This is a genomic window from Halobacillus sp. ABA4_118 (genome assembly GCF_056160205.1).
In genome coordinates this window covers 2,271,162-2,286,959 of sequence record NZ_JBSWWS010000001.1, presented here as the reverse complement: position 1 = coordinate 2,286,959, position 15,798 = coordinate 2,271,162, and the positions used below count along the sequence as shown (strand labels likewise).

Sequence of the window (15,798 nt, the reverse complement as noted above, 5' to 3'; positions counted from 1 at the left end):
TTTTGCTTTAGGGAAAATTTTTTTAGTGTTGCAAACTTAATGTAGAGCGTTTAGATTGTTAGTGTATTGCCTCGCTACGTTTATAACGCTAACACGGGGGTCCGGACACTTCATCGAAAACCCAGTTTCGGAACAGCGAATTTCTATTTCGGCACCCTCCGCAAAAATCCGACAAAATCCGCGCCCTTTTTATCAGGGGGTCGGGCTTCGGATTCAGAAGCGGGGATAGATGAACCGCTTTCAAAAATACCTGGTTCATCAGTTGCGGGACCCCCGGATAAAGAGAAAGAAACAGAAGGGTACGTTTGGCAGAAATCTGGTTAAAAACTCATCACTTACACACTTGGAGGTAAACAATGAATCGAATCCTATGTCTATCTTTAATGCTCACCGCTCTCTCGCTCCCTCTCTTTGGCTTTTCAGAGTCAGAAGAATACAAGAGGGCCATGTGGGTGGAAAAAACGGAACTCGGCGAAGAACAAGAATCCATTCTGGAGACCGCCGGGCAGAACAGCATCAATGTTTTATATCTGAAAGGAATAGAAGAGGATCCACAGGTAACGGCAGACTTCATTCAGGAAGCAGACAGCAAAGGGATCGAGGTCCATGCCCTTGGCGGAGAACCTTCATGGGCCCTGGGGGAAAATCAGGGGAGATATGATGCTTTTGTGGATGAGGTAATGGAATACAACCAATCCGTCTCATCGGATCAGCAGTTTGCTGGTATTCATTTCAAAGTCCAGCCCCAATACTTGGAGGAATGGTATGACGACCAGCCCCGGGTCCTTCGTGAATGGAAAGCGAATATCACAGCAGGGATTCAATCGGTCCCGGAAGACAGGGCACTTGAAATCAGTCATTCCATCCCTTTTTGGTTGGATGAAATGGAAACACCCGGACAGTCTGACGTTCCTTTTCATGAATGGGTGATTCAACAATTTGACCATACGACCATTCTTGCCTTCCGGGATACGCTGGAAACGACCAATGGAATCGCAGCCTTGACCGAGAATGAATTAGAGGCCGCAGACCAGGCAGGAAGACAGATCCTCATCGGCATAACGACAGCAGAAACAGGGAGGAATTGGACGACCTTTTATGAAGAGGGACCGGAGAGTATGCATATGCACCTCGATCTGATAGATAAACACCTTGGGGAGCACAGTTCCTATGCGGGTTATTCCATCGATGATTATGCGAATCTAAAACAGCAGGAGGAAACACCTTCCGAAGAGGATATGAAAAAAGAACAGAAGCGAGGAACATACGTATGGGAAGCGGAAACCCTTATCAATGAAAAAGATAAAATCCTGGATTTCGCAAAAGAAAACAATATTAATCTGCTCTATACACGTCTGGATCTATCCCAGCCCTACAGCGCCTATTCCCACTTCGTGGAAGCCGCAGATGCAGCCGGAATCGAAGTACATGCCATGGGTGGACACCCTTCCTGGGCCTTGAAGGAAGAAGAACACCGGATTTTAAAACTTGTGGATTATGTGAAATCCTACAATCAGGAGGTAAACGAAAACCAGTCCTTTGATGGCATCCACCTGGATATCGAGCCTTATGTAGAACCATCATGGTCCACCGATCAGGCATCTGTATTGAAACAATGGATGGGCAACTTGGAACGCTTTGTACAAGAAACAAAAGAAGACTCGGACTTGGAGGCCAGTATGGACATGGCCATGTGGTTTGATGATATAGAAACCCCGGGATCCCCGGAAACGCCTTTTAATGAATGGGTAATCGGATTGATGGATCACACCTCAGTTATGGCCTTCCGTGATCAAGCAGAGGGCATCATTCAAGCTGCTGAGAATGAAGTCAATTTTTCTGAAGAGCTTGGAAAAGATCTTCTTATTTCCGTAGAAATCAAAGAAAATCCTTCCCACCCACATATTTCGTTCTATGAGGAAGGAGAAGAGGTCATGGAGAATCAGCTTTCCCTCGTTGATGAGGCATTCCGTTCCTATTCCTCCTACCAGGGCTATACTGTCCATGCCTATCGATATTGGGACGATGCCAAAGAATAAGTGAAGGATACAGCTGAAAATTCGTCCGAGCATCTAAGCGACCTCGGGAAAAAAGACAGGCTGTGAAAAATAAAAGGGGGATCTTCTATGTAATAGAAGATCCCCCAGCTTGTAGAGAACCCCCGTGTTCTTCTGCAAGCTTTTTTTGTGCAGTTCGTGCGGGCGAATACCACTCGCTTTCCGCGGACGAACGCCCGAGCCTCCTCGTGAAAACCCACACTGCGGGGTCTCGGGTCGCCCGTTTTTCCGCAGGAGTCTCCTGGTATTCGCCCGCCCTTCACCGAAAAAGACTCTCCTTCACCTATCTCACCCTGGATAGGTGAAGGGCAGTCTTTTTCATGTTTTGGCAGGCCGCCGTCAGTAACGCTTGTTCGCGTACATTCTTTTTCCGCGCAAGCGACAATAACGCAGCCCGTGCCGTTCTTTTGAATCTGCAAACCTGCTTAGGGCACACCCTCTCTCCTATATTCTAACGTCGGCACGAGGAGCGTTCATTGGTGAAGGATGCGGGAACAGCACGGGCTGAAGAACCACTTGGGCAGGCGGCCTTCCTGACCAAGTCAGCGGAGGGCGTACCCGCGGCATTCATTCACCGATAAGCGGAAAGTGACCCTTCATACAACAAATGGACAACTCTAACTGGTAAACACAGGTTTTTCTACAGCCAAAGGGGGATCTTCTATATATAGAAGATCCCCCTAAACTACGCCCATAGGTTTATAGATGACGCTTCTTGAGCTGGTTCAATCCATATCATCCGTGATAATCCCCCACTGCTTGGATTTCAACACAGCTTCCGCTCTTGTCTTTACCTGCAGTTTTTTGAAGATTTCCGTTAAGTTGTATTCAATCGTTCGTGGACTCTTAAAATAAATCTGAGCGATTTCCCTGTTGCTTTTCCCCTTGGCAACCTCTTTGAGGATTTCCTGTTCTTTCGACGTAACCGAAACGTCACGATCCGGCAGCTCATGTTCAGGCATTTCTTCAACACGGACCTCATTTTTTCTTAGTTGTTCGAGAAGGGAGACGGGAACGATTGCTTTCCCCTTCACCCCGTAACGGATCGCTTCAATCAATTCTTCCCGCGGAGCCGTCTTGCTGATGAACCCCGACGCTCCAGACTCCACTAATGTATTGAAATAAGGACCTACATCGTGACCAGTATAGATGAGTACCGGCGAAGTATGTCCTTCAGCCCGTACATGTTTGGTCAGCTCAATGCCATTCATCCCTTTCATACGCAGATCGAACAGCAGAATTGAAAAGCTCTGCTCCCTTAAGATTTCCAAAGCTTTCCCAGGACTGTCTGCAATGGTTACAACCATATCACTCTCTCTTTCAATGATTAATTTGGACCCTTCACCAATAGCCGGATGATCATCCACCAATAATATCGAAACCATCAAACCTCTCCTCTTCTCCAACCTTTTTCCAATCGTTTCCTTCATCCCTCCGCCTGAATTAAGATGGCGGCTTCAACGCCTGATCCTTCCTGTGAAAAGAATTCCATACTCCCTCCGAGGCTGTTGACTCTCTGTCTGATTCCCGTTAAGCCCATGCTTTTTGTTGACGGCTTCTGTTGATTATTCTGAACGCCCACTCCATCATCCTTATAGGATAGCATTACCATATCTCCATCATTCTTCAGTTCAAATTCAATTAATTCCGCCTTCGAATGCTTGGACGCATTATTCAACAGTTCCTGCGCAATGCGATAAAGCGTGAGAGCTTGTTCATCCCCAAGATCAGCTGTGAAATGATTATATCGATAGTCAATATGAAAGTCCTCCCGCTGACGATAATGGTCAATCAAGTAGGATAATGCTTCCACAAAACCCGTTTCCTTAAGAAAAGGAGGACGGAGAAAGGTGCACGTTTCCCTAATCTGACTGACAACCCCCAGCAAACCTTCCTGTACGTCAGAGAGTTCATCTTTTACATGACGATCCAAATGATCCAAGGCGGCTATTTCTTCTACTTTCCGATACCACACCAGCTGTTCCTGAAGAGCAGAATCATGCAGGTCGGCGGAAAGTCTTGCTCTTTCCTCTTCTGAAAGCTTAAACATGAACCGAAGCATCCACGAAGGTACACGTCGTTCATCCTGGATCGAACTTTTTAAATCTTCGGTCACTCCTTCAATCAATTGAAAATTTTCATATACGATGCTTGTATATTGGACGATGGTTTTCAGCCAACGCTGCTCATCCTGGTTGAACGGTGTCCGGTTGACTTTTTGTTCAATCCATAATATATCGACCGTATCATGCTTTTCACTAAGCACATACCCTAATCCATCTTCTAATAGAAACGGCATTCCTATGGACAACGACGTTCCTTTATAGGAGATATACGTCTGAATCAATGGGTAGGGGATGGATTCATCTCCCGCAATGAGGTTCATCTCATTTTCTATTTTGTCATAGGAGAACAGGCAGGCATGCTCTACTGGAAGCACCTCTTTGATTTCACGGAGCAGCCGGTCATCCAGCTCTTCTTTTTTTAATATTTTTGCTACATCATAGGAAAACCGATCAAGACTCAGCTGATAGTTAAACTTATCTCCAAACCATTTGGAACGAAGAGAAAACTTTTCTTCAAAATAGAAAAACAAAATCAAGAGTCCGTAGGTTAGAATCCCCAGTCTGATCCACTGCAGGTCATCCAGATTCGTAAAGAAAACGAGCAGAATCATAACCACAGCCGTCAACAGGAAAGAAATGACCGCATAGTACCGCAAACGGCTGTTAATAAAGTCAATATCAAATATCCGATCCGTCAGCACGAGATAAAGAAAAAAGATCGGCAGAAAGATGAGGAATACCGCGGTTACAGGCGCAGGAATCAGTTCAACGCCGACAACTGCATTAGGCAGCGCCGTCAAGAAGATAAAAGGAAAAAACGAGACGATGATTCCGAAAATCGCATTTTGAAAAATCGACTTATGTATGGTTTTCCGAAAGGTCAGATAAGAATACAGGAGAACACTCAAACCGATAAGAATCTCCATGGAAAAAAGAATCAGCTGCGTATTGCGGATCACTTCATAATGCCCCAGAGACATCCAGAAAATAGATATGATATCCATAAGAACGACAACCAGATTAATGGAATAGACCGCAGCCAATAGGCGCTTTTTAATCAGATGAATCTCGTATTTCAGGAAATATTGATAATGAAAATGCAGAAACAGCACAGGAACCATCATCAAGCTGAAACTGTTGATGATTCTCGCAAGACTATCCGTTCTCGCAGAAGCGCCGGCACTTAAATACCCAATACCAACAGCCAGAAGAAAGGCGATCAGATAAAACGCAACCGGGTCCCCCCGTTTTTTTACATAGACTTGTAATGAAAACGAAAATAAAACGAAAAATACAACCGTCGGCAGTATGGTATGATAAAGTAGCGTATTATAGTTCATCGGGTTTTGGACCTTATATTCCAACTCGGTTCCTGCTCTCATGACCTTCATCTGGTTAAGGTTACCGATCACCCCGTAATTTTGAATGGAGTGATACCTGGCTGCCTCCTGGTGATTGACTTCAATAACACGATCTCCCTCTTTTATTTTCCGGTGAGCAGCCCAGCCGATCGAATCCACTTTCGTCACGATCAAGGATCTTTCTTTATTCTCACTGACATCGATACCTACATATGTTTTCGTCATCGTTACGAAAATTAAATAAAGAGCAACAACAAAGATAAAACTAAAATAAAAGATAAATCTCTTACTTTTTATTCGAGCCATTTCCATTCCCTTTCTTTTATAACGTCAAAAAAGCCAGAGTATCTCTGGCTTTCAGGATCTCTATCATGGATTACTTCCAGTAACACATTCTCCACTCTATGCCCTGAAGGTCTTCGGATGCGAACACATCAATAAGGGCTTCCTTTTCCACTTCAGAAACACCCGGAAGGTCGGCTTTTCCCTCTTTCACAGCATTCATAAGCGCTGGATTTTGTACAATCTTCTGAACCAATTCAAATAGCATGATTGTTTCCTCCTTATGCAAGATCCATCTTTTATAAATCTTCAATCCTCTTCCTCATTTGTTCCTTCCAAGCCTGCCCTGCCTGAAACACGTCCAGCTCCCGTAACGCCTGCCGTTGATATTTCCGGATCAGCACCTGGATATATGGTTTGACAGGGGACCGGGATACCCACTCAAATAAAAGCTGCTTCCTATCTGTGATAAACGATTGATCGACACGGCCTTCATAGTAATCACGTATCCAGCCGGCTTCCTCACTGCTTTCCCGCAGGAGCAGAAATACAGGGAGGGTCCACTTCTTGTTAATGAGATCATTTTTAGCATCGAAACGCACAATGTCCTGCAGGTCATTCACTAACTGAGCCGCAATTCCAAAACTCTCCGCATACAAACGAACGCTTGAAAGATCTTCATTCTGTTGAAAAGCTGCTCCGGCCATACAGGCACATGCCATCAGCGAACCGGATTTCCGCCTGATCATCCTTAGAAACTCTTCTTCCGTAGAAGCGGATTCATTCAGGTCGGCGTGCTGACCATTCACCGCCTGCAGGACCTGCTGGTGCATGGCCTGAAGAGCATCCGAAGATGTTTCTTTTTGAAAAGGGGATTCATGCATCAGCTGCATACTCAGCATCAAAAACCCCGTCGAAATATTCATCGAGGAGGCAGAAGACACCTGACTCCAAGGTTTATCGCCAGCATCTTCATCCTGAAGATCATCCAGGATATCGAGAGCCAGTATTAAAAACTCGATAGCTGCCGATAGAACATACACCCCTTCATGCTTTTTCCTGCTATGGATATGAAAGTGCAGCTGCGTCAACGGCGAAAAGGAAAACCCTTCTGCTTTCTTATAGGAGATAAACCGCTCAGCCATCCGGGCAAGGACGGCTTCGTTCAAATGAGTCTTCACCGCTTGAACCATCATGCTGTATAAACGGTCGGGTGAATAACTCGGAATCATTCCCATACGTCACCTCCCTTTCCAAAAAATGTGTCGAAATCTGATTGCAAAACAACACTATCACATCAAGAATAAACGTCAAAAGGTAGTAAAGTATTATGTAATTAGATAGAAAATTCCTCCCCCATCTTCCTATGCGTACATCCTCCGCTCGTTGGTGATGGATTTACTTTCTCACAGGCTTATATGGAAGTGTTATCTATTTGTCATACAAATGTTATCTATTTGTCATAATCAAAGTTTCCTATTCCTGCTTGAAAGATGTTTTTCAAATACTCCTTAAACAGCACAACAGACGTACATCGCTGTCCCATACGTTCGAGCATTCATGAATGTTTTGTATAAACAAATGATAAGCCGGCTTTACTTATCAGGCAGTCTTGCCTAAACACCATCGAATGGTTCATTTTCTGACAGGATAAAAGAAACCGCTCTCATTCATATGCGCCTTTTTACACACGTTATTTTCCATGAACTGGATCATTATAAATTTATGGGAATTAAAAGGGTTTATATACCCAGTTTAAAATGTGAAAATTTATGAAATTTATTCCAGAACCGATCGTTATGGAGGCCTATTTACTGTATTTTTACAAAACGCGGCTTCTTACGTTGGCGCGTATCACGCCCCGCATTACCACATGGACCCTTTTTACATGAAACATTGCATCGTCGCTGGAAATCCGATATAATCTTTTCAACTATTCAAAATCAATGACAAAGAGAGTAGCCGGCGGGAAGGTCACAGCGAACCGGGGGTGGTGGAAGCCCGGATGTCCTTCTGTCGGTGAACCGGACTTTGGAGATGGTCTTCTGAAACACACGTAGGAAGATCCGGGGACACCCCGTTATCAAATTCAAGCGGCTGATTTACATTCAGCTATAAGAGTGGCACCGCGAGTCCAGGCCTCGTCTCTTTTTTTAGAGACGGGGCCTTTTTATATGGAAAAGGAGGAGCATAAATGGAAAAGCAAATGACAGCACTTCAAATATCTCACATACTCGGAGAGGATTATCCACGCGAATGGGTGGAGTCCATGTTGGAGGTACCGAAAAAGGCATCCTTTGGGGATGTCTCCTTCCCCTGCTTCGCTCTAGCCAAGTCGATGCGTAAAAAACCAGTCATCATTGCAGGAGAAATCGCCTCCAGACTGAACCACCCTGTTTTTGATCAGGTAGAGGTCCAGGGTGGTTATATCAACATCTTCTTTGACCGCTCGTTCATTACCGAACATACGTTGAATCAAGTTCTTGAGGACCCTGAAGCTTATGGCAGCCATACCTTTGGGGAGGGGAAAAACGTAGTCTTAGATATGTCCTCTCCGAACATCGCCAAACCCTTCTCCATGGGTCACCTCCGCTCTACCGTCATTGGAAACGCCCTGGCCAATCTCATGGAAAAGTGTGGCTATACTCCCGTAAAGGTCAACTACATCGGAGATTACGGGACACAGTTCGGGAAACTTCTGGCCGCCTACACCCGCTGGGGCGATCCAGATGTCGTCGAAGCTGATCCAATCAAGGAACTGACTAAGCTATATGTGACATTCCACGAAGCTGCCGAGGAAGAACCTTCCCTCATTGAAGAAGGCAGAGAATGGTTCAAGAAGCTGGAATCCCAGGACCCGGAGGCGCTCACCCTTTGGAACTGGTTCCGCGAAGCCTCCCTGAACGAATTCAACACGTTATATGAAATGCTTGGAGTGGATTTTGATTGGACTCGTGGTGAGGCTTATTATACGGACAAAATGGAGCCTGTCATCAAACTTTTGGAGGAAAAGGGTCTGTTGGAAACATCAGAAGGAGCGGATGTGGTTCAACTGGGCGATACAATGCCCCCTTGTCTGATCCGTAAAAGCAACGGCACCACTACGTATGCCACCCGTGATCTCGCTGCCGCCATCGACCGCTATCAGTCTTATCCTTTCGAAAAAAGTCTGTATGTTGTTGGCAGTGAACAGTCCCTTCATTTTCAGCAGATGAAGCTTGTATTGAAAAAGGCCGGGTTTGAGTGGGCAGACCGATTGGAGCATGTCTCGTTCGGGATGATTCTGCAGCATGGAAAAAAGATGTCTACGAGAAAAGGGAAGACGGTTTTGTTGGAAGAAGCTCTGAAGGAAGCCGTAGCGCAGGCACTCTTGAATATGAAAGAGAAAAATCCCAACCTCACGAATCCTGAAGAAACAGCGCGCCAAGTCGGAGTTGGAGCCGTGATTTTTCACGATTTAAAGCAGGATCGACGTCATGATATTGAATTTTCTCTCGAGGATATGCTTACTTTTGAAGGAAATACCGGTCCATATCTGCAGTACACTCATGCCCGCGCATGCTCGCTTTTACGTAAAGGCGGATTTTCGGCAGACACTCCGCAGCCGGCGGTTGACGACCCTGAAGCCTGGCCATTAGTAAAGGCGGTCCGTGCATTTCCAGAAATGACTCAAATGGCCTGTACGACCAATGATCCCTCTAAAATTGCCCGTTACCTGCTGGACCTTGCCCGAACATTCAATCACTTTTATGCCAAATCAAAAATTATCGGCTCCGCTTCCCAACAGGAACGCCTGACGCTCGTTTACGCATTTGCCATCGTACTGAAGGAAGGGCTGCGTCTGCTTGGAATGGCTGCGCCGGAACATATGTAAATCAGGAACATTTCCAACATCCGCCCGCTTTCTATTATAATGAAGGTAAGACTTTAATCAGGGGGCGGATGTTCAATGTATCCTTTGTACTATGCCATCATCATTGTTTTGTCGATTACCGCTTTGGTCAGTACGGTTGTCATTGCCAAAAACATGGACAAGTCGGAAAACCAGTTGACCCCGGAAGAGGATCTGCAGCACTTGAAATCCGATAAAAAAGATCAAGGAAGCATTCCTTTACTCTCCACGATCTACGCGATCACTTTTGTGATCACTATTATTCTTTGCTGGATTTTTATTTTCTAGGGCCTGTTTCACTCACCACCAGGTCCCTTTTTCCAGTGCCATGCATTTTCTCCAACGGGCAGGATATGGATCCAGGTTTTCCAGTCCTTTCACTCCTCTTCCTCTGCACATTGACTATTTTTTACATAAATTGCGCAGAATGCACACATACTCTATTTAAAAACATGTTATCTTTCAAGCAGGTCTATGAATATCCTAATAACAGAATGGTCACAGCTGCTTGGATGGAGACAGTTTCACGGCAGGACAATCAAGGATTGCCCAAGGAGAAAAAAGGGAATACACTTATCCCCCACACTCCACTGCCTAGAAATAAAAAAGGAGATGGCACATGTGCACCAGCTCGATTTGTTTCAAAACCTCACGCATAAAAAAATGGGATTTGCAGAAGTATTCTCACATATTTTAACATTTATGAAACGGGAGCCTGTCGGGAATTACCGTTTAATGGTAGGAACAGATTCACAAGTCCACCCTTCCCGCACGCTGTTTATTACCGGAGTCGTCATTCAGCGGGTAGGAAAAGGGGCCTGGGCCTGTTACCGCAAAGAAGTCACCCCCAGGGAAATGACTACCCTGCATGAGCGGATTTCCTATGAAACATCTTTAACAGAGCGGGTTGCCTCCCTTTTTACAGAAGAACGGAAAAATGAGTTAATTGATATTGTCCTCCCTCACATCTACAAAGGTGCGACATTTACAATGGAAGGACACATTGATATAGGTTCCGGTGACCGGAACCGGACAAGAGTGTATGTAAATGAAATGGTGGCCAGGATTGAATCCCTTGGGATGGAACCAAAAATCAAGCCCGACTCAATCGCCGCCAGCAGCTATGCGAACCGATATACCAAATAACCTCCCTAAGGTTGTTTGGAGGAGAGGAGCATTCTATGTATCAAAAGGCTGTGACATCCCTCGTACTGGGCATCATGTCCATCTTCCTCCCTCTCGCCGGATTAATAACAGGCATCATCGGCATCGTGATGGCCAATGCCTTCTTACGCAGCGAAGAGGAGGAAAAAGAAAACGGCCGGCACTTTGCGACGGCAGGAAAAATCTGTTCCATCATTGGCATCTGCATCCAGGTCAGTGTCCTGCTGATGCTGGCAGCCGGTTTCTACCTTTTCGGATTTTTCCACTCATAAAAAAACGCCCTCCACATCCATGGAGGGCATCTTTTTGGACTTATGCGTTTACTTTTTTCAGCTCTTGGAGAACTTCAGAAGGTTCCGCACGGTCTTTATAGTCAGATTTTGTATATTCGTATACAACCGTACCATCTGTATCAATGATGTAGGTAGCGGATACTGGAAGCGTCCAGGAATCGTCTCCATTATGCTTGTCTACATTCAATCCTTTATCCTTATACACATCTACAAGATAATCCGGAAGCTCATAAACAAGGTTGAACTGCTGAGCAACTTTGTTTCCAACATCACTCAAAACGTGATACTCCAGGTCGTTTTTCTCCTGAGTAGTCATGGATTGATCCGGCGTCTGCGGGCTGATAGCAATCAGCTGAGCTCCTTCATTATGAATATCATCCATGATTTCCTGATAGGCACGCAGCTCCATGTTGCAGTAAGGGCACCAGCCGCCGCGGTAGAAAGTTACGATAGCAGGACCCTGCTTCAGCTGTTCGGAAAGCTGAACCTGACCACCTTTGGCATCTGGAAGGATGAAGTCCGGGGCTTTTTCTCCTTTGGAAAGACCGTTCCCCTCTTCAGAGGCTTCCAATTCATTAATGGCGTCGCTCATTTTGTCCTGAACTTCCTGGGAGGCATTCTGTTTGAATTTCTCGATGTATTGGTCAAATTGTCTGCGCATATCTGTCGTCATTTGAAAAACTCCTTTATGATCAATTTCAATCTTCATTATACGAAGAATCTTCTTCTTCATAAAATGAAACGTCTTGTCTCGTTAGAATCAGGGCTAAACTCACAGCAAGAATACCTGCACTTAATTTGCCCACGATCACCGGAAGTATCATGTCCGGCTGGACGCCGGCCACAAATGCGAAGTGGCTTCCGAATACGAATGCTCCGCTGACTGCAAAGGCCGCATTGATGGTCTTCCCTCTATCGTCCATGTCCTTCATGACGGCAAGCATCGGCAAATGATGAGCAAGCGATGCGATGAATCCTGTCATCGATACCGCGTTCATCCCGAGACGTCTTCCCGCACGGGTGAGCACTTTTTCGCCGTGCCTGCTGATAAACGCCACCAGCGGATAAGCCCCTGCAAGTGTGACAGTGATTTTACCCACGATGAGCATCCCTTCTGATAACGGAGCCATACCGGGGAGAACCGTTATACCTGTTAACGTTTCAATAATGATGAGAGCAAGCCCTGAAATAATAATGATTTCGACCGCTTTGCCGAAATAGGAAAACAGACGAATGGTCAAGGCTGTGAAGAGCCAGAGACCGGCGGCGATGAAAAGGGATAGAATCATGGCCGGAAGCAGATTTCTAAGCATCCACCCCGGTTCATAGCCGGCTGTCCACCCGCCGATGAAACAACCGATTGGAATCGTCACCATTCCTGCAAGAATTCCCTTTGCGAAAAAAGGATGATCTTTTTTTGCTACAACGGTCAAGGCAACTGGAATGGTAAACACAAGCGTAGGGCCCATCATCGTCCCAAGCAGAGCCCACGAAAAAACAGCCGCTTCTTTGTCTGCCGCGAGCGATTCCGCCAGAGGATAAGCCCCCATATCAATGGCAAGCAGCATAGAAGCAAACATCGAAGGATCAGCTCCTGCAGCCTGGAACAATGGAGTGACGACCGGCGCGAGCCATCTGGAAAGCACCGGGGCCAGAGAGATGATCCCCACCATGGACAAGGCCAGAGGACCCATCATCATAAAGGCTTCATAAAAACGCCATCCTAAGGCAAGGCGGTGATTCAATATGTAGTAATCAAGAGCTCCAAGAACCATAAAGGCGCACATGACCATAAGGATGATATCATTCAACACAGCCTCTCCCTCCTCTCTTCATCTCCTCCATTCTAGTGAACTTTCCCCCATAAAAAAAGCCCCCTCACTGAGGGGCTCTGGCTGTAGAAAAATCCTGTGTTAACCAGTTAGAGTTGTGCATTTGCCGTGGGAAGGGTCACTTCCCGCTTATCGGTATATGCATGCCGCGGCACGCCCTCCGCTGACTTGGGCCCGTGCTGTTCCCGCAGGCATCACCACCGAACGCTCCTCGTGCCGACGTTAGAATATAGAGGAGAGAGTTTGTGCCCTACGCAGGTTCTCAGATTCAAAAGAACGGCACGGGCTGCGCTGTTGCGCACTTGCGTGGAAAGGGAAGGGGCTTTCGCTCCTGGCGGGAAGAAAGAAAAAAGCTTGTAAAGAAACAGGGGTTTCTCTACAAGCTGAACCCCTCAGTGAGGGGCTTTTCATCAGCCGATGGAACAGGCAGCGGAGCCATGTTTTTGAATGTACTTCTGGTGATGCTCTTCTGCTTCAAAGAAAGAGGAAGCCTCTTCCACCTGTGTAGCGATCGAACGCTTGAAGATGCCTTTGGCACTCCATTCTTTGATTTTCTCTTCTGCAATGTACTTCTGGCTTGCATCTGTATAGAAGATCACTGAACGGTATTGATGTCCTACATCAATGCCCTGACGATTTACCTGTGTCGGGTCGTGAGCTTCAAAAAAGATATTGACCAGTTTGGCATACGTAATGACAGCAGGATTATATTCGATACGGACAGCTTCCGCATGACCGGTATTTCCCTGTTTCACTTCTTCATAGGAAGGGTTTTCGAGATGTCCCCCGATGTAACCGACGGTTGTTGCCGTTACCCCTTCGAATTTCTCAAAAAATGCTTCTACTCCCCAAAAACATCCTGCGCCGAAAATTGCTGTTGCCATATCTACATCTTCCCTTTCCTTTAACGCAACTTCTATCGAGAGCCATGACGGGTATGCTGATATGCAAAAAACCCCTTTTCTTATCCACATAAGAAAAGGGGTTCGTATCAATCCGTACGATCCTCTCATCTTTTAGGATGGTGTTCATCCTACAGGAATTGGCACCGTTCTCGTCAATCCGTGGATTGATTCGATGGTTGCCGGGCATCAAAGGGCCAGTCCCTCCGCCTCTCTGGATAAGAAGTTTCCGTTATTTATTTAATGTTGATTATCAATATACTACGTTTCAGTAACGAAGTAAAGGATAAATGATGATTCTTTTTGTATCATCATTGTATTCACACTTTAGCATGACTATGCCAGTCCACGCAAAAGAAAAGTCTTACTGACTGCCGGTTGTATAAATCTCCTCATACGGCTGGACGATGACAAATCCATCTCCTTCGAACTGCATTTGAATAGATTCCCCGCTTCCCCGTCCGATAAACGTTTTAAAGCTTACATCCGTCTTGAAATTCGGCTCCAAATGCCCGGACCAGGCTACGGTCGCATGAGGATCCGTAATAACCGGTTCTCCCGGGCGTACGAGCAATGTCAGTGGTTCGTAATGGGAGGTGACAGCCACACGTCCGCTGCCATTCAAGGTCACGTTAAACAGACCGCCGGAAACCATCCCGGCCACTTTTTTCATCAGCTTGATATCCCAGTCGATGCTCGGTTCAAAAGCCAGAAGGTCGTTGCCGTTTACTGTTATCGTTTCATTATCCAAGTCAAAAATCGTAATCTTTTTCCCCTGATCAGCGAGATACAAACGTCCGCGCCCTGTCGCTTTCATCAGCGAACTGCCTTCTCCCGTCAACGCCTTCTTGAACATTTTTCCTACACCGTGCTCCAGAATCCCTTCTCTCTCAAACTTGATATTCCCATTATAGGAAATCATGGCCCCGGATTTCGCCCAGACCTGATCCATCAGGTTCACCTCGAGAATACGCGGGGTTTCCAGCTCAAAATAATCATTTTCTGAATCATCCTGTTTCGTCGCCCTGATAAACTCCTCAATCGAATAGTCTGCCATGACAGATTCCTCCTTTTATGTAGGTTATAGTTCTATACCACACCCCGGGGTGGGTTAGACCATTTATGAAACCTTTGTCTATCGTTTTACGTTTACAATGGAGGAAAGGTTTCATCACCACCTGGCAGGGGAATGATGATTCTATTTGATCTATTCAAACAACCTAAGGACGAGGAGGACCTGTTTATGTATGGTCTTGATGAGAAAAGAAAACAGCTGTTGGAGTATGCCCATTCCGTCTCTGACGAAATGGCAGCACAGAAGCCCGGGGAAGGAAAATGGTCGGTCCTTGAAATTCTGGAGCACCTGTACCTGATGGAACAACTTGTCGTCTACCAGATCAAGCAGGCAGTAAAGCAGGGAGATATCCAGCAGACTTCCGAAAAACCGATCCACCGGACGACGGAAAGGGACTACAAGGTGGAAGCCCCTGAGTCCGTCCGGCCTGAAGGTACGTTCCAAACGATTGCAGAAGCCGAGGATGGATTGAAAAAAACAAGGGAAGCTACGTTATTCCTCATTCATAACAAAGATGAAGAAACATTGAAGAACCGTGTGTTTCCCCACCCCGCTTTCGGAGACATGGACTTGGTGCAGTGGATTGAATTCATCGGCTGGCACGAACTCCGCCACCTTGATCAAATGAAAGAAACTGTGGAAGCTTTATAAACCCGTAGAAAAACACGCAGAGGTAAATCTCTGGCTTGAAATTCCCCGCTTTTTATCGGGCCTTCAGGAACTGAGACCACTCCCTTTCTGCGGAGGAACTTGGCTGGGTGGTCTTCCTATACAAGTGAACCGAGGCCGTGCCCGCGGTAAGTATCCGCCGATAAGTGGAACGTGACCAGGCACACCACCTACAGATCCACTGGATGGCAAGTCAAGTCTCTTG

General features: G+C 46.2%; 14 protein-coding genes, 1 pseudogene, 1 riboswitch and 1 other annotated feature. Of the genes and pseudogenes, 6 read left to right on the top strand and 9 right to left on the bottom strand.

What is annotated here, in order from left to right; all coding sequences use genetic code 11:
• Positions 1 to 452: 452 nt before the first annotated feature.
• Positions 453 to 2,039: a hypothetical protein gene (locus ACXAGL_RS11290; RefSeq protein ID WP_474991208.1), complete on the top strand. Its 1,587-nt coding sequence runs from the start codon at positions 453 to 455 to the stop codon at positions 2,037 to 2,039.
• A gap of 301 nt (positions 2,040 to 2,340) precedes the next feature.
• Here ACXAGL_RS11290 and ACXAGL_RS11285 read toward each other — a convergent pair.
• The 5 genes and pseudogenes from ACXAGL_RS11285 to ACXAGL_RS11265 form a co-directional block, all read right to left on the bottom strand.
• A pseudogene (locus ACXAGL_RS11285) lies at positions 2,341 to 2,477 on the bottom strand (transposase); the annotation flags it as partial.
• A gap of 305 nt (positions 2,478 to 2,782) precedes the next feature.
• On the bottom strand, positions 2,783 to 3,442 hold the full coding sequence (locus ACXAGL_RS11280) for a response regulator transcription factor (RefSeq protein WP_474967540.1): 660 nt from the start codon (positions 3,440 to 3,442) through the stop codon (positions 2,783 to 2,785).
• A gap of 41 nt (positions 3,443 to 3,483) precedes the next feature.
• A complete protein-coding gene (locus ACXAGL_RS11275; protein ID WP_474991207.1) occupies positions 3,484 to 5,790 on the bottom strand; it encodes a sensor histidine kinase in 2,307 nt (768 codons plus the stop codon).
• A 70-nt stretch (positions 5,791 to 5,860) separates the two neighbouring features.
• Entirely contained in the window at positions 5,861 to 6,034 is a 174-nt protein-coding gene (gene comX, locus ACXAGL_RS11270) for a competence pheromone ComX (RefSeq protein WP_474967538.1), read from the bottom strand.
• Positions 6,035 to 6,065: 31 nt separating this feature from the next.
• Complete coding sequence (locus ACXAGL_RS11265; RefSeq protein WP_474991206.1) at positions 6,066 to 7,004, bottom strand: polyprenyl synthetase family protein; 939 nt, start codon at positions 7,002 to 7,004, stop codon at positions 6,066 to 6,068.
• A 699-nt stretch (positions 7,005 to 7,703) separates the two neighbouring features.
• Positions 7,704 to 7,918 (top strand) — a binding site (T-box leader).
• 42 nt (positions 7,919 to 7,960) lie between these two features.
• Between ACXAGL_RS11265 and argS the strand changes: the two genes are divergently transcribed.
• The 4 genes from argS to ACXAGL_RS11245 all read left to right on the top strand — a co-directional run bounded on the left by argS (position 7,961) and on the right by ACXAGL_RS11245 (position 11,094).
• Complete coding sequence (argS, locus tag ACXAGL_RS11260) at positions 7,961 to 9,640, top strand: arginine--tRNA ligase (RefSeq protein WP_474991205.1); 1,680 nt, start codon at positions 7,961 to 7,963, stop codon at positions 9,638 to 9,640.
• A 75-nt stretch (positions 9,641 to 9,715) separates the two neighbouring features.
• On the top strand, positions 9,716 to 9,946 hold the full coding sequence (locus tag ACXAGL_RS11255; RefSeq protein ID WP_474967535.1) for a hypothetical protein: 231 nt from the start codon (positions 9,716 to 9,718) through the stop codon (positions 9,944 to 9,946).
• 375 nt (positions 9,947 to 10,321) lie between these two features.
• A complete protein-coding gene (locus ACXAGL_RS11250; RefSeq protein ID WP_474992365.1) occupies positions 10,322 to 10,804 on the top strand; it encodes a ribonuclease H-like YkuK family protein in 483 nt (160 codons plus the stop codon).
• Between the two features lie 35 nt (positions 10,805 to 10,839).
• Entirely contained in the window at positions 10,840 to 11,094 is a 255-nt protein-coding gene (locus ACXAGL_RS11245) for a DUF4190 domain-containing protein (RefSeq protein WP_474967534.1), read from the top strand.
• 40 nt (positions 11,095 to 11,134) lie between these two features.
• Here the strand turns inward: ACXAGL_RS11245 and ACXAGL_RS11240 are convergent, their stop codons facing one another.
• From ACXAGL_RS11240 to ACXAGL_RS11225, 4 genes are all read right to left on the bottom strand, one after another.
• Positions 11,135 to 11,788: a peroxiredoxin-like family protein gene (locus ACXAGL_RS11240; protein WP_474967533.1), complete on the bottom strand. Its 654-nt coding sequence runs from the start codon at positions 11,786 to 11,788 to the stop codon at positions 11,135 to 11,137.
• A gap of 25 nt (positions 11,789 to 11,813) precedes the next feature.
• On the bottom strand, positions 11,814 to 12,929 hold the full coding sequence (gene eutH / locus ACXAGL_RS11235) for an ethanolamine utilization protein EutH (protein ID WP_474991204.1): 1,116 nt from the start codon (positions 12,927 to 12,929) through the stop codon (positions 11,814 to 11,816).
• Between the two features lie 428 nt (positions 12,930 to 13,357).
• Positions 13,358 to 13,831, bottom strand: a complete 474-nt coding sequence (msrA, locus tag ACXAGL_RS11230) for a peptide-methionine (S)-S-oxide reductase MsrA (RefSeq protein WP_474967531.1) — start codon at positions 13,829 to 13,831, stop codon at positions 13,358 to 13,360.
• A gap of 122 nt (positions 13,832 to 13,953) precedes the next feature.
• Positions 13,954 to 14,074: riboswitch (SAM riboswitch) on the bottom strand.
• Positions 14,075 to 14,213: 139 nt separating this feature from the next.
• The gene (locus tag ACXAGL_RS11225) at positions 14,214 to 14,906 is read right to left on the bottom strand and encodes an AIM24 family protein (protein ID WP_474971977.1); all 693 of its coding nucleotides are present in this window, start codon (positions 14,904 to 14,906) and stop codon (positions 14,214 to 14,216) included.
• 186 nt (positions 14,907 to 15,092) lie between these two features.
• Between ACXAGL_RS11225 and ACXAGL_RS11220 the strand changes: the two genes are divergently transcribed.
• Positions 15,093 to 15,575, top strand: a complete 483-nt coding sequence (locus ACXAGL_RS11220) for a DinB family protein (RefSeq protein ID WP_474971978.1) — start codon at positions 15,093 to 15,095, stop codon at positions 15,573 to 15,575.
• The last annotated feature ends 223 nt before the right edge of the window (positions 15,576 to 15,798 follow it).